Source organism: Pedobacter sp. KBS0701, from assembly GCF_005938645.2.
GTDB lineage: Bacteria > Bacteroidota > Bacteroidia > Sphingobacteriales > Sphingobacteriaceae > Pedobacter.
This window is the reverse complement of sequence record NZ_CP042171.1, coordinates 3859845-3881248: the sequence shown is the minus strand read 5'-3', so window position 1 is coordinate 3881248 and position 21404 is coordinate 3859845. Positions and strand designations below refer to the sequence as shown.

Here is a 21404-nt window from a genome sequence, read left to right as displayed (position 1 = left end):
TAATAACGAATGAACCAATAAACTAACCGATGCCAATTACCGATAACGACATCCTTTTTGAAGACAATCATTTAATCGCTATTAATAAAAGGGCGGGTGATATCGTACAGGTTGATGAAACTGGGGATGAACCTTTGGATGAACAGGTAAAAAAATATATCGCTAAAAAATACAACAAACCTAATGGTGCTTTTTTAGGGGTAGTACACCGTTTAGACAGGCCCGTAAGTGGTGTAATCTTATTTGCTAAAACCAGTAAGGCTTTAGAACGGATGAATGCTGCTTTCAAAAACAGGGAAGTAAAGAAAACCTATTGGGCGGTAGTCAAGAATAAACCTGAAAAGGAATCAGCTACTTTGATCCATTGGCTGGTTAAAAACCCACAAAAAAATGTGGTTTCTTATTATAATACGGAAGTTACCGGCAGCCAGCGGGCTGAGCTTTCTTATAAAGTGAAAGCAAAAGTAGGCGATTACTACCTGTTGGAGGTAGATCCTTTAACGGGCCGTTCGCACCAGATCAGGGTTCAGCTATCCTCAATGGGCTGTCCGATTATGGGTGATAATAAATATGGTTATCCGCGAGGAAGCAGAAAAGGAAGTATTTGCCTGCATGCCCGTCGCTTACAGTTTATACATCCGGTAAAAAAAGAACCTGTAAACATATTCGCCAAATTACCAGTTGACGGTTTTTGGGAACGGTTTGAAGATTTATAGGTAGTAATCACCATACAATAAGTATTAAAGGAGACCCGGTTGAGTATTTAACCGGGTTTTTTATGATTTGGCACAATATTTAGTCATCTTCAGGCTAAAACCAAATCAAAAAATGAAACCATCATGATTTTTCAAAACCGACAGGGAAAATACAAAATGATGATAGCTTCATCACCTCTAAATAAAATATAAAACAATGAAAAATACTATTTTATCTATTGCAACGGTTGGCCTGTTGGCTACTACATTAGTTTCTTGCGACAGCACAAAAAAAACAGAAACGACAAAAGATTCGAGCAAAATTGCCGTAAACGGCGATACTGTTACCAAAGTTACTACGACGACCACTGAAACCGTTAAAACTGAAGTTCCGACTTTCTCGAGCGAAGAGGTAAATAAAGGTTTGGCTGAGTATAGCAAATTAAAAGACGAATACGTTGCAGCTGTAAAAAGTAAAAATGCAGCAGAAATTAACGCCATAAGCGATAAATACACTGCATGGGCAAATCAGGCAACAGGTTGGGCCGCCAAATTAAAACCTGATGAAATTCAAAAGTATTCTGAATATATGATTAAGGCAAGCGAGGAGTGGGCAGAAGCTGCGAAAAATGTTGTAAGATAAACAACACTCCAACTACTAGGAGATCGTCATTTCGAGCGGAGTCAAGAAATCTATGATACTAGACAACAGATTTCTCCACTTCGGTCGAAATGATGAAATTTTATTTACAATCAATTTTACCAAAAGCCATTGATCCATCAAACTTTAGCTTGCTGATATCTTTGTACCTGGTTTCGCCTTTAACTTCCTGCACATCGCCAAAACCTTCAATTAACTGAGCGCCCTGTTTTAAAAAGGCTACTTCCCTAACAGAGGTTTGTCCTTCAGACTGAAAAGTATAATTGGCTACAATGGTATCGCCTTTAACAATCCCGGCTATAGTACCTGCATTTTTATCTTTTTCGTATAAATTATAGCCTAAAGTGCCTGTTACTTTGTTATTCTCACTTTTTAGCGAAAGAGTAGCCGTATCGCGGTTTTTAATGTATTGATAACATTGAACCGAATCTGTTGCGGTTTCGGCGTTAGTTACAATGGTAGAGTCTATTTTTGCCTGTGTTTTTTTAGCGGTACCGCCCTGGCATGCAGCCATTAATAAAGTGGCAATGCCTAATACTGGGATCATGTTTTTCATTTTCTTATCGGATTGATTTTGTATTATGGAGCAAAGCGCCTGCCAAAAAGAATAAGTTTCGTTATAGAAAGTATTATAGCCGAAGAAGAGGTTGTATCATAAAGGCAATTTCTCCTCAGATTTTGTCATGTTGAGCCTGTCGAAACACATAAAAGTTATTTAACTAAGTCCTTCGGACAGGCTCAGGACGACAATTCGGAATTTATGAGACGGTCTCTTCGGGATAACTTTGGATTTTCTAAAAAAACTGATCAGTTATATGCTTTCAATAACCGAACTCAGGTAAGTAGGTACGCTAAATATGAGGTAGTTGATGGAGGTTTTAGTAAGAAAGATCAAAAGCGATGTATATGTGAATATTTGAAAAGGAAAATTAGATTTAGAAAATTAACGAAATGCTTGTTCCTTCGTTTTCTGTGGACTTAATATCAACCTTGATTTTATGGAACCTGGCTATACTTTGCACAATGGCTAAACCTAAACCGAAACCGTTTTCTTCGCTGTTTCCACGTTTAAAGCGGTCGAAGGCATTTTCGACAAGCTCAGCGCTCATACCCGATCCGGTATCGCTGATGGTGAGTATGTAGTTTTCAGCCTCTGTTTTATCTGTAATGGTTATCGAACCGCCGTCAACATTGTATTTGATCGCATTATTGATAATGTTGATCAGAAGTGTGTGGATTAAGGCTTTATTGCCCGTAAAATGGAAATCGTTGGTAAGATTGGCCTGATAAATAATGTTTTTATCGATGATGCGGTCTTCCAGGTCTTCGTGAATATCTGTTATTTCCTGCTTGAGGCTAATTTCTTCAGTTTTTAAATATTGATTGTTCTCCACTTTTGAAATCAGTAGTAAGCTGTTGATAATCAGTTTTAAACGGTTTAATGTTTTTAACGAAGCATAAATTTTATTCTCATGCTCTACCGGAATATCGGGAGTATTCAGCATATTCTCAAACCGTGTACTTAAAATGGAGATAGGGGTAAGCAATTCGTGCGAAACATTGGCAATAAACTGTTTTTCTAAGGCGAAAAGGGTGTTTATTTTTCGCATTAATGAATTGATGCTGTTATCAAGGATTTTAAAATCGTTGGTGCTGGTTGGGATATTCTGATAATTGTAATGGGATGGATCATCAACCAGGTTGATTTTTTTATCAATAATGAGGTAAAATGGTTTCAGTAAGAAATTGGAAAAGGTAAAGTCGGCAACCAAGGTAATGAGTAGGGCGGCTACCAACACGATCAGCATGTAAAAACGGATTGAATTTTTAATCGACTGGAGGGTAGTCATGGTCTCTCCAATTTCTAGGTTGTACCAGTTGGTATGATACGAGAATTTATAGTTAAGGATCCTGTAGACTTCTATATCACCTTCAATCTCTCTTTTTTCGGTAAAAACCTTGGCAGAGGAATCCTGTTGATTATCGGGAATGTCGGTTAAAACAATAAATTCTTCTTTTAAAATGTTATAATCGGTAAATGATTGTTGTTTATTTAAAAGACTATCGATCTCGTCATCATTTAAATGCTCAATAATTTTATTTTTCTTTTTAATTAAACGGTTGTCGAGCTGGTTATAAGCTAATCTATCTAACGAAAACAAAATGATTAAACCCAAAACGAGGATAATCGCAATTTTGGTTACTGCATTATATAAAGAAAACTTTACCTGTAACTTCATGCAAATGGATGATGTTTGATGTAAGATGGATAAAGGTTCATTCGTTCGTTAGTCATTTGTTCATTGGTTGGTTAATCTGGTAATTATTGAATCCGGTTAAATGGAGGCCAGCCGCCAAACGCCCAACCCTAAACGCACTAGCAATTAATTCTGTATCCAATACTTCTCACCGTTTCAAACCAATCAGTAGGGCTTAATGCCGCCAGTTTTTTACGTAAGTTTTTAACGTGCACATCAACAAAGTTCGAATCGGAGTTTACTTCTAAGATATCGCCCCAAACGTGTTCTGTTAAGCTCATGCGAGATACCACGCGGTTTTTATTCAGCACCAGGTAGTTGAAGATCTCGAATTCCTTTTTGGTTAAGTTTAATCTTTCTTCGCCAAAAGCAACGGTTCTGTTCTGTATGTTAAGCAGAAAATCGTGAACATTGATCTCGTTTTTCTCCAGCTTATGTTTCCTGCGTGTAATGGCATGCATACGCGCTAAAAGTTCGTTTAGCGAAAATGGTTTTGGTAAATAATCATCTGCTCCCTCATCAAGGCCTTTAATCCGGTCATCAACAGCGCTACGCGCAGTTAAAATGATTACGGCATCATCGCGGTCTTTCATGGCTTTCAGCTGTTTCAAAATATCAAAACCATCACCATCAGGTAAGCCCAGATCGAGTAAAATGAAATCGTAACTGTTAACAAATATCTTTTCTTCTGCAGAAGATTTTTTCCATGCATGTTCAACAATAAATCCTTCTTTACTTAAGAATTCATCCATTTCGAGCGCCAGGCTCTTTTCATCTTCAACTATGAGTACGTTCATTCTGCTAACTGTGTCTTAATGTTTAACCGCCATGCGCTTTGCGTTCAACGCTATGCTTTTACCCTGCAACTAAGTTAATGTTTTTTATAATGATCGTACAGGCTTCTTCAATTTCTTCTTTGGTTATAATTAGCGGAGGAGCAATGCGCATAGAATTGCTGCAATGTAAAAACCAGTCTGACAATACACCATCTAAAATACAGGCATCGATGATTTTTTTATTGATCCCGAAATTCTCAAACTCAACGGCGAGCATTAAACCTTTGCCTCTGATTTCTTTAATTGCGGGATGTTTTAAAAGCTGTTTAAACAACTGACCTTTTTCTTCAACTTCATCCACAATATGACCATCAACCAAGGTTCTTAAAGTGGCTAAACCAGCTGCACAACAAACCGGATGACCGCCAAAGGTAGTCATGTGGCCCAAAATAGGTGTGTGCGATAATACCGACATCATTTCCAGTGAACTGATAAAAGCACCGATTGGCATTCCACCACCAATTCCCTTAGCTAAAAGCAGTACATCAGGTGCCACATTATAATGCTCGAAAGCAAACATTTTACCACTGCGGCCAAAACCTGATTGTATTTCATCGAAAACTAATAATGTACCTGTTTCCGTGCATTTAGTCCTTAAAGCCCGCATGTAATTTAAATCAGCAACCCTTATTCCGGCTTCGCCTTGTATAGGCTCAATAAAAACAGCAGCGATTTCTGTAGTGATTTTTTCGAGATCAGCAAGGTTGTTATGCTCAATAAAACTTACATGTGGCAAGAAAGGACCGTAGCCAGAAGAATAAGAATCACTTTCCATTAAACTTTCTGCACCTTGCGTACTACCATGGTAAGCATTTTTGCATGCAATAAATCCTTTCCGGCCAGTATAGCGTTTAGCCAGTTTCATGGCACCTTCCACAGCCTCGGTTCCAGAGTTTAAAAAGTAGGTGCAGCTTAAGCTTTCGGGTAAAATTTCGGCAAGTGCCCTGGCAAAATTTACCTGCGGCGTTTGTACATATTCGCCATAAACCATCAGGTGCATATAGGTTTCGGCCTGGTCCTGGATGGCTTTAACCACGGCTGGGTGGCAGTGGCCCACATTGCTTACGCCGATACCGGCAATAAGATCTAAATGTTTTTTATCAGCAGCATCGTATATATAAACGCCCTTTGCTCTTACAAATTCGAGCATTAAAGGTTCAGGAGAGGTTTGCGCATTGTGTTGTAAAAACAACTGACGTTGGGTAAGCATGGCACAAAAGTACGGATTTACGCAAGATTCTTTTTCTTCTTCGACATCTTATGATAAAAATCCAGATACTTCCTGCCGATAGAGATCCTGATACCATTGTTCAGAATGATATAGGATCTTTCTAACGTTTTAATCTGGTTTTCTGCAATAATAAATGACCGGTGCACCTGCGAAAAACCTTTTTCAGGATGTAATAAAACCAGAGCATCAGCAAAACTTGAATTGGAGAGGATGGTTTCCTGCTCTAAATGAACTTTGATTACTCGTTCTTGTGCTTCCACTGCATAAATTTTGTCCAGTTTAATTTTGATAAATCTGTTTCTTTGTTCGGTACTTTTTAACAGAACGAAATCTTCAGTTTTATTGGTTTGTGTATTTGCTGATGGTGAAAATAATTTTTTTACTATCTGGTCAAATTTTGCTTGTGAAAAGGGCTTTAATAAAAAAGCATCTGCTTCCAGTTCATAAGCATTGATGGCATAAGTTGAATGAGCCGTTGTAAACACCAATTTATTGGTTTTGTGTTTGATTAGTTTGGCCAGTTCGAGGCCGTTCATATTTGGCATTTCAATATCCATAAAGATTACATCAACCGGTTTTTTAAGGTTTTCGATTTCTTTGAGTGCAGTTTCAGCAATGCTATATGATTTTAGCAATTTAAACTGAGGCAGTGCGGCAACATAATCGGTAATGATTTCTATAGCTGAAGATTCATCGTCAATAGCGAGACAAGTATACATTTTCTTAAATATTAGAGCGTTAGTTATTTTGAGATAATTTAAACCTAAAGTAATAGTTATGTTACGTAGTTCCAAATGATAATACATAAAATATAAAAATGGTCGTTCATGTCGCCTTGATGGTTGTTGATGTCAACTAGATGGTTATTGATTTAAAAAATTTTATTTTAAATTTTAATAAATGAAGTTTGAGGATAATTAATCAAATAAATTAACCTTAAATCTTAAAAAAATGAAGAAAATTTTAGTTGTAATTATGATGTGCTTGATGAGCGCAAGTGTTTTTGCTAGTATAATCTTGAAAATGAGAAATTGTACAGCAACCTATTATTTAAAAGTTTTTAATAATGCCGGAGTTAATTATAGAACAATAGTTATAATTAATTCAGCTAGTACATGTCAGCTAGCTATGTCCCAGGCAAAGGATATGGCAAAGGCTGAACTATTACCTGTACAAGATGACACTGCGGAAGGAACTGAGGATGTACCAGTTCCGGTAGCAGATACCCCATAGTGGATTTAAGCTTCTAATCAGTCATTTTAATTATGCAAATTAAAATGACTGATTAAGATATTAATAATTCAGATCTTTTAATGTTATTAACATAATTCATGAATTTAACTAATAAAATATTTTCTTGTGTTTTTTTAACGCTCATAGCTATAGTTACAAAAGCACAAACAAAGGGCGCAATAACCTATAGATATACTGTTAATGACAATTTAATGCCAAGTATGGCAAATTATATTGTTTATTTTAATGATTTTAAATCAATAGAATTGGGAGTTAAGTCCAATCTTAAGTCTGGTGAAGTTAATGATAATACCGGAATGTTAATTGTAGAGGGTAAGGAACCATTTGTTTATAAGGATTTTAATGAAAAAAAACTAGTTACAGCAGATTATTTAGGTGCTAAAACAAAACTAATAATGGATACTTTATTGAATTTTAAGTGGACTATTACGAGGGAAAAAAAGAAGATTATGAAATTCAATTGTACGAAAGCTCAAGTGCAATTTAGGGGTAGAAATTATATTGCATGGTTTACTGAAGACATTCCTATTCAAAATGGCCCATGGAAGTTTTGTGGTTTACCTGGATTGATCGTTAAAGTTGATGATAGCATGTCGATTTTTAGCTGGGAATTAACGGGAATAACTTTAAAAGCAAAATTTGATAAAAGTACAGTTGCTATCCCTAGAGAGTATAACGAAGATAAAGGAATTTCTCACAAGCAATTTATCGCATTATATAACAGAATGGTTGCAAATAATAAAAAAATGGCAAAAGTGGTTGAAACTGGAAAAGATGGGGGATGGGTCTCAAGAGGGATAATGCTGCCACCTAAAATGGAGTTATTTTAATGAGAATACTTCGAGGCTTGCCTCGGGGTCAAAACAAAAAGTATGAAAACGAAGAGTTTTCATAAAACTAAAAATGTACTATTTGCCAACGATATCTCAGGGTCACTAATTTTTTTATCCCTGGTTTATTATTGGTCTGAGTAATGGACTAATTAATTGTAGTTGATAAAATTTCCGCGTAAATAAGAAATTATCTTTTGTCTAGAGAGTTGGAATTGAAGTGATTGTTAGTAGTTAAATTTATTGGGGTGTAGAAAATTTTTGATAACATATATTCTCAATAACTTTAGGTGGAAAATGATAGGAGAGTAAAAGAATTAAGTGTATTCATAATGTTATTTATCTTGCAAACTTCTTGGAAAGATAGGAGTTTAGAATTCTTAAATTTTCCAAAAGTTATGTTTAGCTTTATTTTTCGGATAGGTTTATTATTAAAGCCAATTTACATGTCATTTAAAAAGTTTAATTTATTATCAGCTTTTTTTGCATTTTCCCTTTTTTGTTGATGGCACAATTCTCATGAACTCTGAATTATAAGTTAACTGAAAGCCTAGCTAAAAGTACAGATGAGGTCAACTTTATAACTTATTTTACAGCGAAAAAGTCAATTGTATTTGGTATTCCCAAATACAAAGCGAATTATAGAGATACCATAATTCAAAATGAAACATAAGGAAAGTTAAAGCTGTTAAGTTTACCAATTCAAAAAGATTGCCATTTATTTCAAAGATATAGCAGACAATAAGATGATTCTTGCAGATAATATATTATTTAAATTGTATTTAATTAGTGACAATTTAAATAACTTAAGATGGAATGTAACAACAGAACATCAAAAAATATCAAATTATAATTGTACCAAAGCCACTTTGAATTTTAGAGGCAGAAATTATACCGCCTGGTTTGCTGAGTCAATACCTTTGCCATTAGGGCCTTTGAAATTTGGTGGTTTACCTGGCCTAATTATTAAAGTGAGCGACTGCGAAAATAAATATGTTTATGAACGTGGTGTGATTGCTTTAAAAGCAAAATTTGATGAAAGACTTGTAGACACTCCTCAAATTTATAATTTTGATAAACCTTTATCACATAAAGGATTTATAGATATCTATAATACTAAGATAGAGAGCTATAAAAAAATGAGTCGAGTAGTAGTTACTGAAGCTAACGAGGCTTATGGTATAAACAGCATCAGCCTGCCGGAAAAACAAGAGAAATTTTAATGAATAAATATTTTCTATTTCTCTTCTCTATATTTATTTATCACTTATCTTTTGCTCAATCTGTACAATTAAAAGGAACAGTAAGTGCTGGGAATTTACAATTAGCATCAGCATCTATTCAGCTTAAAACCTTTAAACAACAAGATTTACTTATTTATGGCTTTTCTGATAGTAACGGTCATTTCAATATCGGTGGACAGATAGATCAATCTGATAAATTCTTATTGATTTCTGCCTACATTGGTTACAAAAGGGATACTGTGATTATCACCCGTAACGATCTTCTCAAACAACCAATATTTCTGCATAATTTCTCATTAATAGAAGATAAAAAACAACTTAGTGAGATTTATATAAAAGCGCCTAATGCTGTACAGGTAAATAATGACACTACTAAATATAATGTTTTACGCTTTACAAGTCCTGAAGATCGAAACCTGGAAAGTGTGATAAAAAAGATGCCCGGTATGGAAGTAAATAAGGATGGTACAATCTTTTTTAAGGGCAAAAAAATTAGCCGGGTATTATTGGAAGGTGATGATTTGACCGGGGAAGGTTATAAAGCTATTACCAAAAACCTTAAACCCGAATTTGTTGAAGAAGTACAGGCATTGGAGCATTATGTTGAGGATAATTTACTTAAAGGCATTATTAATAGTGATGATATCGTTCTTAACCTGAAAGTCAAGAATAAAAAAGCAAAGAAAATCATTGGAAGTGTGGATGTCGGACTTGGAACGATCGAGAGACGACAAATTTCCACTAATCTTATTTCATTTATAGATAAAACCAAAGCATTTGCTTTCGTAAATCACAGTAACTTAAATGGGGAATTGAACAGTAATATTTTGAATTTAGTGGATGAGAATAGAAAATTTACTGGCAATAACCAAATTATCAAACATGAAATTGGTACTTATAATCCTTTTGATGCAACCCTTTACACTATAAATAATACAACTCAAGGGAGTTTAAATGCAATAACCAGGATAACAGATAGATTTAAAATTAATTATTCGCTTTTTTATTCTTGGAGTAAATTGTTTGGACAAACATCAGTACAGAATACCTATTTCCCACCAAATTCTATCTATACAGAAGATAACGATAATCGAACGAGTTTAAATAAAACATTTAAGGGTGATTTTAGTGTGGATTATCTTGTTAAAAAAAATGCTCGTTTCTGGGCTAAATTGGTCTATAAACAAGAACCAAAACAATTTAATAGTACTGCCTTTTCTATTTTTAACGAAATGATGGGCGATAGTGTTATTCAAAATCAATCAGATTTGAACCGAAACTTTAATGGCCAGTTAAGATATACAATTAAGGCAAATCAAAAAACTGCTTGTCTTTTCTCTGCAAGGATTTTAGCTGATGATGTAAGTCAAATTTACAATGCAAGCTCTCAACTTTACAAGAGTATACCAGTATTTAGTGGTGCTCAAAATCTAATTCAAATGGTTAATAATCAAAACTTTAAACTGAAATTGGATTTTGAAGGATTAAAAAGGTATAACAAGAACTTTCTTTACCTAAATATTGGCAATGAGATAAATCACTTTAAAATAAACTCCAATTTATTTAAGATAAATGAGGGTAATCAGGTTTTGATGGGTTGGGATTTTATAAACAATAACCTATTTAAAGTTAATCAAAGTTATATTGATGGAAAATACGTGTATGATAATCAGCCTATAAAAGTTACAGCTCAATTAAAATCAACATTACAGTTTTTGCAAAACATGGGTAAGGATAGTACCTATTTAATTTTAGAACCAAGTTTATCATTATCATACAGACCTAACCAGGTCCAAAATATATCATTAACGTATAATTATAAAAATAATAATCCACAGCCTATCGAGTACTACGAAAATTATATTCTTACCGACATTAGAAATTTTAATAGTGGTTTAACCAATTTTTATAACTATAATACTCATTCAGCAGGTTTAAGTTATGGTTATAATGATTTTTTTAATAGTTATTTCATTATAAATATTGCTTTAAATGGAAGTTACAGTAGAAACGGATTTTTGTATACCAATTTCTTCCAAAACACTTTGAATTACTCTGAAAAACAACCATATAAAGGAATTAAAGCTTTTAATGCCAATATTAATACTAAAAAATTCATTCCATTACTTTATATTACATTAACAGGAAGTTATGCGCCTTCTATTACAAATTATTATAGTCAATTTGGTAGTGGTGTGAAAAAATATACTTCTATTAATCACTCGCTAAACGCTAAAATTAATACAGGTTTTGATCTGCCGGTTAATTTTGGAATTGGTACGGAATTGATGTTAAATAGAACAAAAAATGAGGGTATTAAAATTGCAGCAAGTAACGCTTATAAATATAGTTTAGAATATAGGTGTAAAATCAGTGATCAGATTTTTAATTTTTCATCATATAATATGTATAGAATGAATGGTCAGAACTTTAACCTGATTGATACGGAATTTCAATATAATCCTTCAAAAGGAAGTTTTAAATATTGTATTCAAGGGAAAAATCTGGCGAATCTTAAAGCTTTCAACAATTTGAATATTAGTGAGGTATCTTCTTCAAATTATTCATCATCGATTTTGGGCAGGTACATTATGCTTAATGTGTCGATGTCTATAAAGTAGTTCACTTGCTTTTAAAACAAAAAAAGACCTACATTACTGTAAGTCTTTTTATTTATTGCTTTTGGCCGCCTTTAAACCGGTTGAGTAACTCTCGTTTAAAACCTTCCTGAGCCCGGTAAAACTTTCCAACAACTTTTATGGGCAATACTGCTTTAAGTTTGTTGTAATATTTTTTATCGAGATTAAGATCTCTTTGTTTAAAATCAAATTCGCTGGTAATTAAGCTCTGTACCTGTGCATCTGTTAAATTATCAATTTCAGTCGTTTTTCTGAAAGAGATCATTTTTTGCATGCGCTCTTTGCGCAGGGCATTTTGCTCTTCCTGCATATCGTTATAAATCGGCCAGAAAATTTTGGCCTCTTCAGGTGATAAATCCAGTTTTTGTGTAAAAAAAGCTATTTTAAGTGATTCTATTTCTTCTGCCTTTGGTCTTTGGGCCAAAAGGGTAGTAGGTAATAAAAACATTAAAGCGACAAAAAGTAAATTCTTCATTTCTTTATTAATTATTTAATTCCTGAGATAAATCATTTGATGAGAAATTGCTCAGGATGTAGTTTTCCATTTCTGTATCTGAGGCAGAAGTAGCTTTGATATTTGATGATGTGGTATTCTGAGATTCTAAATGATCAATGATGGTACTTTCATCAATATCATACAATAGCTGCTCGTTCACGGCCTCTGCCGATTGTGCTTGCTGAACGGTAGCAGATGATCCATTCTGATAAAAATACACACCAAATGAAGCCATTAAAACAAAACATGCAGCACTTGCATATTTAACAATGTTGCGTCGCCATAAAGGAACAATCTTTGCCTCTTTTTTAGGCCCTGATGTTGCAATCCTGTTCGTAATTCTACTTTGTAAATTATCAAAGTAATTTTCGGGCACCGCAAAAGTATTTTCTGCCTTAGGCATTTCTGTAAGGGCAATCTGGGTTTGTATTCGTTCCGTTAAATCTTCAAAGTAATGCTGCGGAACTTCAAAATTATTGTTATTGGTTTTCTGTTTCAATCCATCCAGGAATATGGCAGAAAAAATGGCCTCATCACTATTTTCGAAATATTCATCAGGAACGGAGAAAGGATTACGTTTCCCCATAGCCGCAAGTACAGGAGCCTCGTTCATCCAATCATTGTTTTCTATATTTTCGTTCATCACAGATATATGATACAATTAAAGTGAAAAGGTTTAATAGTCTACTTCATCATTTGTAATAAAAGCTTCAATTTTTTTTGCAGCAATATGAAATGATGCTTTTAGTGCGCCTACTGAGGTTCCCAGTACCTCCGAAATCTCTTCATATTTCATATCATCAAAATATTTCATATTAAAGATAATCCGTTGTTTCTCAGGTAAGGTAAGAATTGCTTTTTGTAATTTAAGCTCGAGCTTATCGCCGTTAAAATATGATGATGCCACCAGATTATCGGCAAGTTCGGATGATACCTCATCCAAAGGTGTATTGTTACGCTGCTTTTGCTTATTTAAGAAGGTAATCGATTCGTTGGTCGCAATACGGTAAATCCACGTATAGAGCTGAGAATCGCTTCTAAATTTATCGAGATTTTTCCAAACTTTAACAAATACTTCCTGCAAAAGATCATCGCAGTCATCATGGTTTAAAACCAGCCTGCGGATGTGCCAATATATTTTTTGCTGGTATTTTTTTAGTAACAGGTTAAAGGCTTCATTACGCGTATGCTCGACAGCAAACATGGCAAGAATTTCTGAATCTTCAACTTGTTTCATTATTTTTTTGATGTGAGATACGAGGTATGAGATGTGAGATTCGCTTAGACACAATGTCTCAAATCTCACATCTCATTTCTCACATCTATTTCTTTCTGCCAATTACTTTTTGAACCGCTTCAACAATGTTTACAGCATCTAAGCCATATTTAGACATTAATTGATCTGGTGTTCCGCTTTCGCCAAAAGTATCGTTGGTGGCAACAAACTCTTGTGGAGTTGGTAGTTCAGTAGTTAACAAACGTGCTACGCTTTCGCCCAAGCCGCCAAATTTATTGTGCTCTTCACAAGTAACCACGCATCCGGTTTTCTTAACTGATTTTAAGATGGCCTCATCATCCAAAGGTTTAATGGTATGGATGTTAATAATTTCGGCATCTATGCCCAATTCAGCTAATTTCTCGCCAGCCTCAATCGCTTTCCAAACCATGTGGCCCGTAGCAATAATGGTAACATCAGTTCCTTCGTTAACCATCCACGCTTTACCGATCTCGAATTTTTGATCTGGATCTGTAAACACAGGGATTACCGGACGGCCAAAACGTAAATAAACCGGACCTTCATATTCTGCAATAGCCATCGTTGCTGCTTTAGTCTGATTGTAATCGCAAGGATTGATTACGACCATTCCCGGCAACATTTTCATTAAGCCGATATCTTCTAAAATCTGGTGTGTTGCTCCGTCTTCTCCCAAAGTTAATCCGGCGTGAGATGCACAAATTTTAACGTTTTTGTTTGAATAAGCTACCGATTGACGGATCTGATCGTAAACACGGCCAGTAGAGAAGTTTGCAAAAGTACCTGTAAAAGGAATTTTACCACCAATGGTCATGCCCGCTGCAATACCGATCATATTTGCTTCTGCAATACCAACCTGTGTAAAACGCTCCGGAAAATCTTTAATAAAAGCATCCATTTTAAGTGATCCAACTAAATCGGCACATAAGGCAACCACATTTTCGTTTTTCTTTCCAGCTTCATGTAAGCCAGCTCCAAAACCCGAACGTGTATCTTTTTTTTCTGTATATGTATATTTTTTCACGAGCCTATATTTTTTATTTAAAGGTGTTCAAGCTTGCTTCGCAGGTTTTCATACCCCAAACCCCTAGAGGGGCTTTATTTGTAGTTAAAATTAAAAGTTATTTACTCCCCCCTTTAGGGGGTAGGGGGCTAGTAATCCCCTAAAGTTTCTGGTAACTGCGCTAGTGCAGCTGCTAATTGCTCATCATTTGGTGCTGTACCATGCCATTTGTGTGAACCCATCATATAATCTACACCGGCACCCATCTGTGTGCTCATTAAATTCATAATTGGTTTACCTTTTCCCGTTAAGGTTTTAGCATAATGTAAACCTTCAACTATGGCTTGCATATCATTACCATCAGTATTAATTACATGCCATCCGAAAGCCTCAAACTTAGCTTGTAAATCATCTAAGGCGAGAACTTTACTCGTAGGGCCATCAATTTGCTGTCCGTTATAATCAACCGATGCAATTAAATGGTCAACTTTATTGAAAGGGGCAAACATCGCTGCTTCCCAGTTTTGTCCTTCCTGTAATTCTCCGTCACCCATTAAGGCAAAAACGTGAGATTTATCACCGTTTAACTTTTTAGCCAATGCTGCACCAATGGCAACTGATAAGCCCTGGCCTAATGAGCCTGAAGCAATACGGATACCTGGTAAATGCTCGTGGGTAGTTGGGTGACCTTGTAATCTAGAATCCAGTTTGCGGAAAGTTGCCAGTTCGCTTTTATCGAAATAACCAGCATGAGCCAAAGTACTGTACCAAACCGGAGAAATATGTCCATTCGAAAGGAAGAAAAGATCTTCGCCTGCGCCTTCCATCGTGAAATCTGTCTTGTGGTTCAATACTTCAAAATATAAAGCGGTAAAAAAATCAGCGCATCCAAGCGAAGCGCCCGGGTGGCCAGATTGGCATCCATGAACCATTCTTACGATATCTCTTCTGATTTGAGAGGCAATATCTTCTAGCTCTTTAATTGTATGTTTCATTAAAATAAGAGGTTGTTGTTACATAGCAAAGTTAATATTTTAACCGCTATATTATAATTAGTTATTGATTAAATTGAGTACTTGTTGTGTTGAGTTTTTTGTGTCAACTTTTTTGATGATATGGATGATTTTTCCATCGCCATCTATAATAAAAGTGGTGCGAACGGTTCCCATGTATTTTTTGCCATACATGTTTTTTTCTGCCCAAACGCCATAGTCATTTACAATTTTCTGATCAGTATCTGCCAATAGGGTAAATGGTAAATTGTGTTTGGTTACAAATTTTTGGTGCGATCTTTCATCGTCAACACTAACGCCTAAAACTACAATACCTTTGGCCTGTAAACCTTGGTAGTTATCTCTGAAATCGCAAGCTTCGGCGGTGCAACCAGGAGTATCATCTTTTGGATAAAAATAAAGTACAACTGTTTTGCCTTTATAATCGCTTAACGAAACTTCAGTTCCATTCTGATCTTTTGATGTAATTGCCGGTGCCTGATCACCTTCTTTTAGCTCTGCCATATTTATAATGATTGAATTTTGAATGATAACATGTTTAAATCATGCCTGCAATTTAAACAGTTTAACCTATTATACTGTTGCATATATGTTAAAAGATTACATTTGTTAGTTTAAATTGTGAAAAGTTGATATCATTACGGTCACGAAATCCAATATATCGTGTCCCTATCTAATAAATGTCACCGTGTATTTTCGGGTATTCTCTTTCATATCTACCACAACCAGTTCAAGTGTATGTTTTCCCAAAGCTGTTCTTTCATCGAAACTGTGCCATAGTGTAGCCGTTTTCGTGTCGAATTCCATCAAAGTCCACTTACCATCTATATAGCCATTAAAACTTTTTATTCCGGATAGATTATCGCTGATCTTAAAAAAGATTTTAGATAAACCGGACATATTTTTCCCTTCCGAGATATTTACTGGTATTATCCTCGGTGCAATCGTATCGATGGCAATATAAAAGCTGCCGAAGTTTTTTGGCGTGGCCTTGATATAGCCATTTTCAAAAAAACCACCCTGGGATGAGCCATTCGAATTTACAATCAGTGCTTTACTCCTGAGGTTTTCGGGAAGTTGATCAGCCTTGATTGAAATATCGAAACCGATGTGTAATGGCGTATATCTATTATGAATCTGATGTACAGCCGACCAGGCATTACCTGCTGGTTTAGGCAATTTTTTATAAGTGAAATTTAAATCGCTGTACAATGTCCCGAATGGGAAAACCACTTTAATATCATCGGTATTAAATTCATTCACTTTATTATATGGATAAATTATTCCGGCTGGAATAACTGACGCTGCAACAGGTGCAGTACCTGCATTTACGGTAAAAGGCAAAACAGAGTAATTTCCTTTCGAGTCGGTAATGATGTAACGAAGCTGGTGTGAAGCTCCATCATTGAAATTAATCTTACCACTGTTTACCAAACCGCTATAAATTTTTAAAGGGTTGCCAGGTTCGACAAAACTTTTCTGGATACTTCTTTTCGTATTTAAATAGGTAGGATAATCGATATGCGAATTAATTGCTTTACTATCTTCGAAAGCAAAACGTTCAAGGGCAGAAGTGTATACTTTCTTTCCATCTACCTCTAGCTGAATGGAATATACGCCATTGGTACCTGATAAACCATTGTGCCTGTCGGTTACCACTATTCCGAAGCCAACCTCACCGGTTAAGCTGATGGGTGCAACGGTTTTATAACTACCATTTGCTCCGCTAATGCCAATGGCCTGTTTTGGTGTATTTTCGTTGAAGGTTTTGCCATTTAAACGGTATACATACAATCCATGTATAACAGGCGGAATATTATCTGGAATAATGATCCCGAAAAATTGCGGATTTATGGTCTCTTCAGTTTTAGTATCTCTGATTTCGAAATGCAAATGTGGTCCGCCTGAACTGCCACGGTTACCAGACCAGGCAATAATTTCGCCTTTATGTACCGGAATTAATGTGACATCAGGAAATTCATCAATCTCAAATGATTTCTTTTCGTACTCAAGATTTTTAACAATGGTTGCAATTTTTGGAGCGAAACGTTGTAGGTGGCCGTAAACCGTAGTAAAACCATTGGGGTGATTGATGTACAAGGCCTGTCCAAAACCACTGTTCTGAACCCTTAATCTCGAAATATAACCATCGGCGACTGCATAAACAGGATAACCTTCCCGCTGATTAGTTCTGAAATCGATCCCGGAATGAAAGTGATTGCCTCTGATTTCGCCAAATGAGCCCGCCAGTGCAGGGGGAGTGATATCTAAAGGTTGTCTGAAATCTGTAATCGGATATTTATTCGTACTAAAAATTTGTTGGGCCTGAACAAAAGTTGAAGCAAATAAAAGGCAAACTGAAATTGAAAATTTAAACTTATGTCGGATCGGGTTTTTAATCATTCGTTACTTTACATCAAAATTTAAAAGTTGCTTTTCTTCTAACCAGGCTTCAAGTTTATCGCCTTTATTTATTTTTCCAACTCCCTGAGGCGTTCCGGTAAAAATTAAATCTCCTTTTTTTAAAGTAATATATTGAGAAACAAAGCTGATTATCTTCTCGAACGAGAATAACAAATCTTTAGTATGGCCAATCTGACGGCGCTCACCATTTATCTTTAACTCAAAATTTAAATTATAAAGATCTTCGTAATCACTTTTAGGTAAAAAATTACTAATTGGTGCTGAGTTATCAAAAGCTTTGGCCAATTCCCAGGGTAATCCTTTCTCTTTATGTTTGCTCTGAATGTCACGTGCAGTGAAATCAATTCCCAATGCCACTTCATCATAGTAATTTGCAGCAAATTTTTCGGCAATATGTTTTCCTTCCTTACAGATTTTTAATACCACTTCCAGTTCATAGTGAATATCATCAGAAAAATCAGGCAGGTAAAATGGTTTGTTGTCTTTTAAAACAGCTGTATCAGGTTTCAGGAAAATTACTGGTGTGGTTGGAACTGGATTGTTCAGCTCTTTTGCATGTTCGGCATAATTTCGGCCAATGGCGATGATCTTCATTCTTAAGAATATGAAATATGATAAAATAGACGGTAATTAATTCCGCATCAATCAAAAATAGAAAAGAAAATGGTGTTATAAAACAGAGATCCGTTTTACCTGGCTTTCTGAACCTGCAATAACCCTTAAAAAGTAAATGCCTGGGTTAATTCTGTTAGGAATGACAAAGTTTTTGGTATGTTCACCGGCATTTAAACGTTCGTTCAAAAGCGTTGCAACTTCATTTCCCAACAAATCGATAATTTTAATCGTCGTTTGGGTACCATCTTTTCCAATAGATACAATAATATTTAACTGATCTTCTACTGGATTAGGATATATTTTTAAGATACTTAACAATTTGTCTTTTGCTACAACTGTTGCATTTTTAGGAACTGTAGAAGAAGTATTGAACATTCCGGAACCACCAACTGTCATAAAAAACGGCTTGTAAGGTGTAATATTTGCTTTAATTTCAGGAATCCGGCTTGTTTTTTTTGTTCTGTTTTTTAAGCTGATGTGAATGCTATCACTCTGTTGCGACCAGGAATTTACGCTGCATAACAAAACAATGCACAATGTGCAGGCGAGTTTTGTGAGTAACGTTATCTTAGTGTAGAGTTTCATCAAATTGGTATAGCAAATGTATTAATTTAAAACAAAGAAATTAAACATTTTGTTTAAAACCGATAATTTAACACAATTTAACAATAAAATTTAATTTTCATAGTGTTGAAAATACACAATAATTTGGTTGTTAAATTGTTATAGTTAGTTTACTTTTGCCGCACTTAAATAATCAACAAAGTGTCAAATCATAAAAATGTCAACGCGTTAACCGCCGGCGGTGTTCTAATTAGTTTAGGAATTGTATTTGGTGATATTGGTACATCACCCTTGTATACCTTAAATGCAATTTTTACAACAATTCTAGGGGGGAAGCAAGATATCAATCCAACAAACGTTTTAGGCGTTTTATCTTGTATCATTTGGACATTAACTTTACAAACCACCATTAAGTATGTTATTATTACCCTTAGAGCTGATAATAAAGGTGAGGGTGGTATTTTCTCTTTATTTTCCCTGGTGCGCAAAAAGGCTAAGTGGTTAGTGGTACCAGCCGTTGTAGGTGGCTGTGCACTACTTGCAGATGGTATTATCACGCCCAGTATTACGGTAACATCAGCCATTGAAGGGCTTACCAGCAAATTTGATGTGCCGGTTATTCCAATTGTAATCACCATTTTAACCATCCTGTTTATTATCCAGCAGTTCGGTACCAATATGGTAGGCAAGCTATTTGGCCCCGTAATGTTTGTTTGGTTTGCTGTACTGGGTGTTTTGGGCGTGTCTTTTGTGATTAAAGATTTCAGCATCCTTAAGGCATTTAACCCTTACTATGCCATTCATTTATTGGTTACCAATAAACTCGCATTTTTAATTCTGGGCGGTGTATTTTTATGTACAACCGGGGCAGAGGCTTTATATTCTGACTTAGGTCACTGCGGTAGAAATAACATTAGGATCAGTTGGATCTTTGTTAAACTGACACTTATTCTAAACTATTTGGGGCAGGGTGTTTGGATTTTGCAGAACAGCGGCAGTTATGTTCCAGGGGCAAAAATGAATCCTTTTTTCCAGATCGTTCCAGATCAGTTTCAAATTCCAATGGTTATACTCGCTACTATGGCCGCAGTAATCGCCAGTCAGGCTTTAATTAGTGGCTCGTTTACCTTAATTGCTGAGGCAGTACGCTTAAACCTTTGGCCAAAAATTAAAATTGTTTACCCATCAGTTTCTAAAGGCCAGTTATATGTGCCTTCTATTAATTGGATGTTATGGATTGGCTGCTGTGGTATTGTATTCTTGTTTCAAAAAGCAGAGAAAATGGACGCCGCCTATGGTTTATCTATAACCATAGCCATGTTAATGACCACCATCCTGGTGAGTTTTTATTTGAGAAGCAGACGTTTTCCGAGATATCTGATAGCGTTATTCTTTTTTACCTACGTCATTATTGAGGGTACATTTTTGATCAGTAATTTAACCAAATTCTTACATGGTGGTTGGGTAACCGTATTAATCGGTTCCTTATTATTTACGGTGATGTGGAGTTGGTTTGTAGCCCGGAAAATCAAAAATCGCTTTGTTAAATATGTCGAAATTGAAGATTATTATGAGATTTTAACTGAATTGAGCAGCGATGAATCGGTCCCGAAATACTCTTCTCAGTTGGTTTATTTAACCAGTGCCAACTTTAAAACTGAGATCGAATCCAAAATTATCTATTCCATTATTCAAAAAGAGCCAAAACGCGCTGATGTATACTGGTTGGTGCATGTTGACGTAATGGATGAGCCATATACTTTAGATTATAAAGTTGAATTCCTGATTCCGGGCAAGTTAATCAGGATCGATTTTAGGTTAGGTTTCAGGATTGAACAGCGTGTTAACCTGCTTTACCGTAAAGTGGTTGAAGAGTTGGTGAAAAATGGAGAGATCGATATTACCAGCCAGTACACCTCGTTAAACAAACATAAAATTGCTGGCGATTTCAGATTTGTTCTTTTAGAAAAACATTTATCTAAGTTTACCAAGTTAAGTTTTTACGAAAGACAGATTATGGATTACTATTTTATCCTTAAAAAACTAAGTTTGTCTGAGGAGCGAAGTTTTGGTTTGGATAGCAGTTATGTTGATGTAGAGAAAGTTCCGTTAATTTTCGTTACGCCAGATGATATTGAATTACACAGATTGCCAGTTTAATTAAATGAGGACTGCACTTTTGATTTTGGGCATTGTGCTATTTATAGCAGGTCCCGCAGCCAAAATATACCATCTGGATCATGCGAATAATTATATGATCGCATCTGGATTAGGCCTCGTGATGATTACCGCAATGGCATTTATCAAGAAAAAATAAATACAATCCTCTTTCTCTTAAAGAAAGGGGATTTTTGTTTTTATAAATGGAATTTATCCTCGCTCCATT

The 21404-nt window shown here is 35.4% G+C and carries 21 protein-coding genes; 7 read left to right on the top strand and 14 right to left on the bottom strand.

Annotated features, from left to right (window positions below; translation table 11 throughout):
• Positions 1 to 29 precede the first annotated feature (29 nt).
• The gene (locus FFJ24_RS15630) at positions 30 to 716 is read left to right on the top strand and encodes an RluA family pseudouridine synthase (RefSeq protein ID WP_029274054.1); all 687 of its coding nucleotides are present in this window, start codon (positions 30 to 32) and stop codon (positions 714 to 716) included.
• 196 nt (positions 717 to 912) lie between these two features.
• A complete protein-coding gene (locus tag FFJ24_RS15625; RefSeq protein WP_138818097.1) occupies positions 913 to 1338 on the top strand; it encodes a hypothetical protein in 426 nt (141 codons plus the stop codon).
• A gap of 100 nt (positions 1339 to 1438) precedes the next feature.
• Here the strand turns inward: FFJ24_RS15625 and FFJ24_RS15620 are convergent, their stop codons facing one another.
• The 5 genes from FFJ24_RS15620 to FFJ24_RS15600 form a co-directional block, all read right to left on the bottom strand.
• Positions 1439 to 1912 (bottom strand): hypothetical protein, encoded by a 474-nt coding sequence (locus tag FFJ24_RS15620; RefSeq protein WP_138818096.1) that lies wholly within the window; start codon positions 1910 to 1912, stop codon positions 1439 to 1441.
• Between the two features lie 379 nt (positions 1913 to 2291).
• Positions 2292 to 3596 (bottom strand): HAMP domain-containing sensor histidine kinase, encoded by a 1305-nt coding sequence (locus tag FFJ24_RS15615; protein WP_138818095.1) that lies wholly within the window; start codon positions 3594 to 3596, stop codon positions 2292 to 2294.
• A 137-nt stretch (positions 3597 to 3733) separates the two neighbouring features.
• Positions 3734 to 4411 carry a response regulator transcription factor gene (locus tag FFJ24_RS15610; protein ID WP_138818094.1) on the bottom strand — a complete coding sequence of 226 codons (678 nt, stop codon included), beginning with the start codon at positions 4409 to 4411 and terminating at the stop codon, positions 3734 to 3736.
• Between the two features lie 58 nt (positions 4412 to 4469).
• On the bottom strand, positions 4470 to 5660 hold the full coding sequence (locus FFJ24_RS15605) for an aspartate aminotransferase family protein (protein ID WP_168202491.1): 1191 nt from the start codon (positions 5658 to 5660) through the stop codon (positions 4470 to 4472).
• Positions 5661 to 5677: 17 nt separating this feature from the next.
• Positions 5678 to 6400: a LytTR family DNA-binding domain-containing protein gene (locus FFJ24_RS15600; RefSeq protein WP_168202490.1), complete on the bottom strand. Its 723-nt coding sequence runs from the start codon at positions 6398 to 6400 to the stop codon at positions 5678 to 5680.
• A 232-nt stretch (positions 6401 to 6632) separates the two neighbouring features.
• On the opposite strand from FFJ24_RS15600, the gene FFJ24_RS15595 reads away from it, so the two are divergent.
• The 4 genes from FFJ24_RS15595 to FFJ24_RS15580 all read left to right on the top strand — a co-directional run bounded on the left by FFJ24_RS15595 (position 6633) and on the right by FFJ24_RS15580 (position 11630).
• Positions 6633 to 6914, top strand: a complete 282-nt coding sequence (locus FFJ24_RS15595; RefSeq protein ID WP_138818092.1) for a hypothetical protein — start codon at positions 6633 to 6635, stop codon at positions 6912 to 6914.
• Between the two features lie 98 nt (positions 6915 to 7012).
• Positions 7013 to 7765: a GLPGLI family protein gene (locus FFJ24_RS15590; protein WP_138818091.1), complete on the top strand. Its 753-nt coding sequence runs from the start codon at positions 7013 to 7015 to the stop codon at positions 7763 to 7765.
• Between the two features lie 710 nt (positions 7766 to 8475).
• Positions 8476 to 8988: a GLPGLI family protein gene (locus FFJ24_RS15585; protein WP_371717074.1), complete on the top strand. Its 513-nt coding sequence runs from the start codon at positions 8476 to 8478 to the stop codon at positions 8986 to 8988.
• Complete coding sequence (locus tag FFJ24_RS15580) at positions 8988 to 11630, top strand: hypothetical protein (protein ID WP_138818089.1); 2643 nt, start codon at positions 8988 to 8990, stop codon at positions 11628 to 11630. The genes FFJ24_RS15585 and FFJ24_RS15580 overlap by 1 nt, the downstream gene beginning before the upstream one ends.
• A gap of 52 nt (positions 11631 to 11682) precedes the next feature.
• Here FFJ24_RS15580 and FFJ24_RS15575 read toward each other — a convergent pair whose 3' ends face one another.
• The 9 genes from FFJ24_RS15575 to FFJ24_RS15535 all read right to left on the bottom strand — a co-directional run bounded on the left by FFJ24_RS15575 (position 11683) and on the right by FFJ24_RS15535 (position 19039).
• Entirely contained in the window at positions 11683 to 12123 is a 441-nt protein-coding gene (locus FFJ24_RS15575; RefSeq protein ID WP_138818088.1) for a hypothetical protein, read from the bottom strand.
• A gap of 7 nt (positions 12124 to 12130) precedes the next feature.
• Complete coding sequence (locus tag FFJ24_RS15570; RefSeq protein WP_138818087.1) at positions 12131 to 12787, bottom strand: hypothetical protein; 657 nt, start codon at positions 12785 to 12787, stop codon at positions 12131 to 12133.
• A 33-nt stretch (positions 12788 to 12820) separates the two neighbouring features.
• Positions 12821 to 13381 (bottom strand): RNA polymerase sigma factor, encoded by a 561-nt coding sequence (locus FFJ24_RS15565; RefSeq protein ID WP_132402533.1) that lies wholly within the window; start codon positions 13379 to 13381, stop codon positions 12821 to 12823.
• Positions 13382 to 13466: 85 nt separating this feature from the next.
• Entirely contained in the window at positions 13467 to 14423 is a 957-nt protein-coding gene (locus FFJ24_RS15560) for a transketolase family protein (protein WP_029274068.1), read from the bottom strand.
• Positions 14424 to 14551: 128 nt separating this feature from the next.
• Positions 14552 to 15397: a transketolase gene (locus FFJ24_RS15555; protein ID WP_138818086.1), complete on the bottom strand. Its 846-nt coding sequence runs from the start codon at positions 15395 to 15397 to the stop codon at positions 14552 to 14554.
• Positions 15398 to 15454: 57 nt separating this feature from the next.
• A complete protein-coding gene (gene bcp / locus FFJ24_RS15550) occupies positions 15455 to 15919 on the bottom strand; it encodes a thioredoxin-dependent thiol peroxidase (protein WP_138818085.1) in 465 nt (154 codons plus the stop codon).
• A 165-nt stretch (positions 15920 to 16084) separates the two neighbouring features.
• Entirely contained in the window at positions 16085 to 17818 is a 1734-nt protein-coding gene (locus FFJ24_RS15545) for a M23 family metallopeptidase (protein WP_138818084.1), read from the bottom strand.
• A gap of 3 nt (positions 17819 to 17821) precedes the next feature.
• Positions 17822 to 18433, bottom strand: a complete 612-nt coding sequence (locus tag FFJ24_RS15540; protein ID WP_138818083.1) for a fumarylacetoacetate hydrolase family protein — start codon at positions 18431 to 18433, stop codon at positions 17822 to 17824.
• A gap of 75 nt (positions 18434 to 18508) precedes the next feature.
• Complete coding sequence (locus FFJ24_RS15535) at positions 18509 to 19039, bottom strand: T9SS type A sorting domain-containing protein (protein WP_138818082.1); 531 nt, start codon at positions 19037 to 19039, stop codon at positions 18509 to 18511.
• Between the two features lie 180 nt (positions 19040 to 19219).
• On the opposite strand from FFJ24_RS15535, the gene FFJ24_RS15530 reads away from it, so the two are divergent.
• Positions 19220 to 21178: a KUP/HAK/KT family potassium transporter gene (locus tag FFJ24_RS15530; RefSeq protein WP_138818081.1), complete on the top strand. Its 1959-nt coding sequence runs from the start codon at positions 19220 to 19222 to the stop codon at positions 21176 to 21178.
• Positions 21179 to 21404: the final 226 nt, after the last annotated feature.

What these genes read in the sequence shown, in the direction of transcription:
- FFJ24_RS15630 (WP_029274054.1), top strand. Translation starts at nt 30, where the DNA reads ATGCCAATTACCGATAACGACATCCTTTTTGAAGACAATCATTTAATC.
- FFJ24_RS15625 (WP_138818097.1), top strand. Translation starts at nt 913, where the DNA reads ATGAAAAATACTATTTTATCTATTGCAACGGTTGGCCTGTTGGCTACT.
- FFJ24_RS15620 (WP_138818096.1), bottom strand. Translation starts at nt 1,912, where the DNA reads ATGAAAAACATGATCCCAGTATTAGGCATTGCCACTTTATTAATGGCT.
- FFJ24_RS15615 (WP_138818095.1), bottom strand. Translation starts at nt 3,596, where the DNA reads ATGAAGTTACAGGTAAAGTTTTCTTTATATAATGCAGTAACCAAAATT.
- FFJ24_RS15610 (WP_138818094.1), bottom strand. Translation starts at nt 4,411, where the DNA reads ATGAACGTACTCATAGTTGAAGATGAAAAGAGCCTGGCGCTCGAAATG.
- FFJ24_RS15605 (WP_168202491.1), bottom strand. Translation starts at nt 5,660, where the DNA reads ATGCTTACCCAACGTCAGTTGTTTTTACAACACAATGCGCAAACCTCT.
- FFJ24_RS15600 (WP_168202490.1), bottom strand. Translation starts at nt 6,400, where the DNA reads ATGTATACTTGTCTCGCTATTGACGATGAATCTTCAGCTATAGAAATC.
- FFJ24_RS15595 (WP_138818092.1), top strand. Translation starts at nt 6,633, where the DNA reads ATGAAGAAAATTTTAGTTGTAATTATGATGTGCTTGATGAGCGCAAGT.
- FFJ24_RS15590 (WP_138818091.1), top strand. Translation starts at nt 7,013, where the DNA reads ATGAATTTAACTAATAAAATATTTTCTTGTGTTTTTTTAACGCTCATA.
- FFJ24_RS15580 (WP_138818089.1), top strand. Translation starts at nt 8,988, where the DNA reads ATGAATAAATATTTTCTATTTCTCTTCTCTATATTTATTTATCACTTA.
- FFJ24_RS15575 (WP_138818088.1), bottom strand. Translation starts at nt 12,123, where the DNA reads ATGAAGAATTTACTTTTTGTCGCTTTAATGTTTTTATTACCTACTACC.
- FFJ24_RS15570 (WP_138818087.1), bottom strand. Translation starts at nt 12,787, where the DNA reads ATGAACGAAAATATAGAAAACAATGATTGGATGAACGAGGCTCCTGTA.
- FFJ24_RS15565 (WP_132402533.1), bottom strand. Translation starts at nt 13,381, where the DNA reads ATGAAACAAGTTGAAGATTCAGAAATTCTTGCCATGTTTGCTGTCGAG.
- FFJ24_RS15555 (WP_138818086.1), bottom strand. Translation starts at nt 15,397, where the DNA reads ATGAAACATACAATTAAAGAGCTAGAAGATATTGCCTCTCAAATCAGA.
- bcp (WP_138818085.1), bottom strand. Translation starts at nt 15,919, where the DNA reads ATGGCAGAGCTAAAAGAAGGTGATCAGGCACCGGCAATTACATCAAAA.
- FFJ24_RS15545 (WP_138818084.1), bottom strand. Translation starts at nt 17,818, where the DNA reads ATGATTAAAAACCCGATCCGACATAAGTTTAAATTTTCAATTTCAGTT.
- FFJ24_RS15540 (WP_138818083.1), bottom strand. Translation starts at nt 18,433, where the DNA reads ATGAAGATCATCGCCATTGGCCGAAATTATGCCGAACATGCAAAAGAG.
- FFJ24_RS15535 (WP_138818082.1), bottom strand. Translation starts at nt 19,039, where the DNA reads ATGAAACTCTACACTAAGATAACGTTACTCACAAAACTCGCCTGCACA.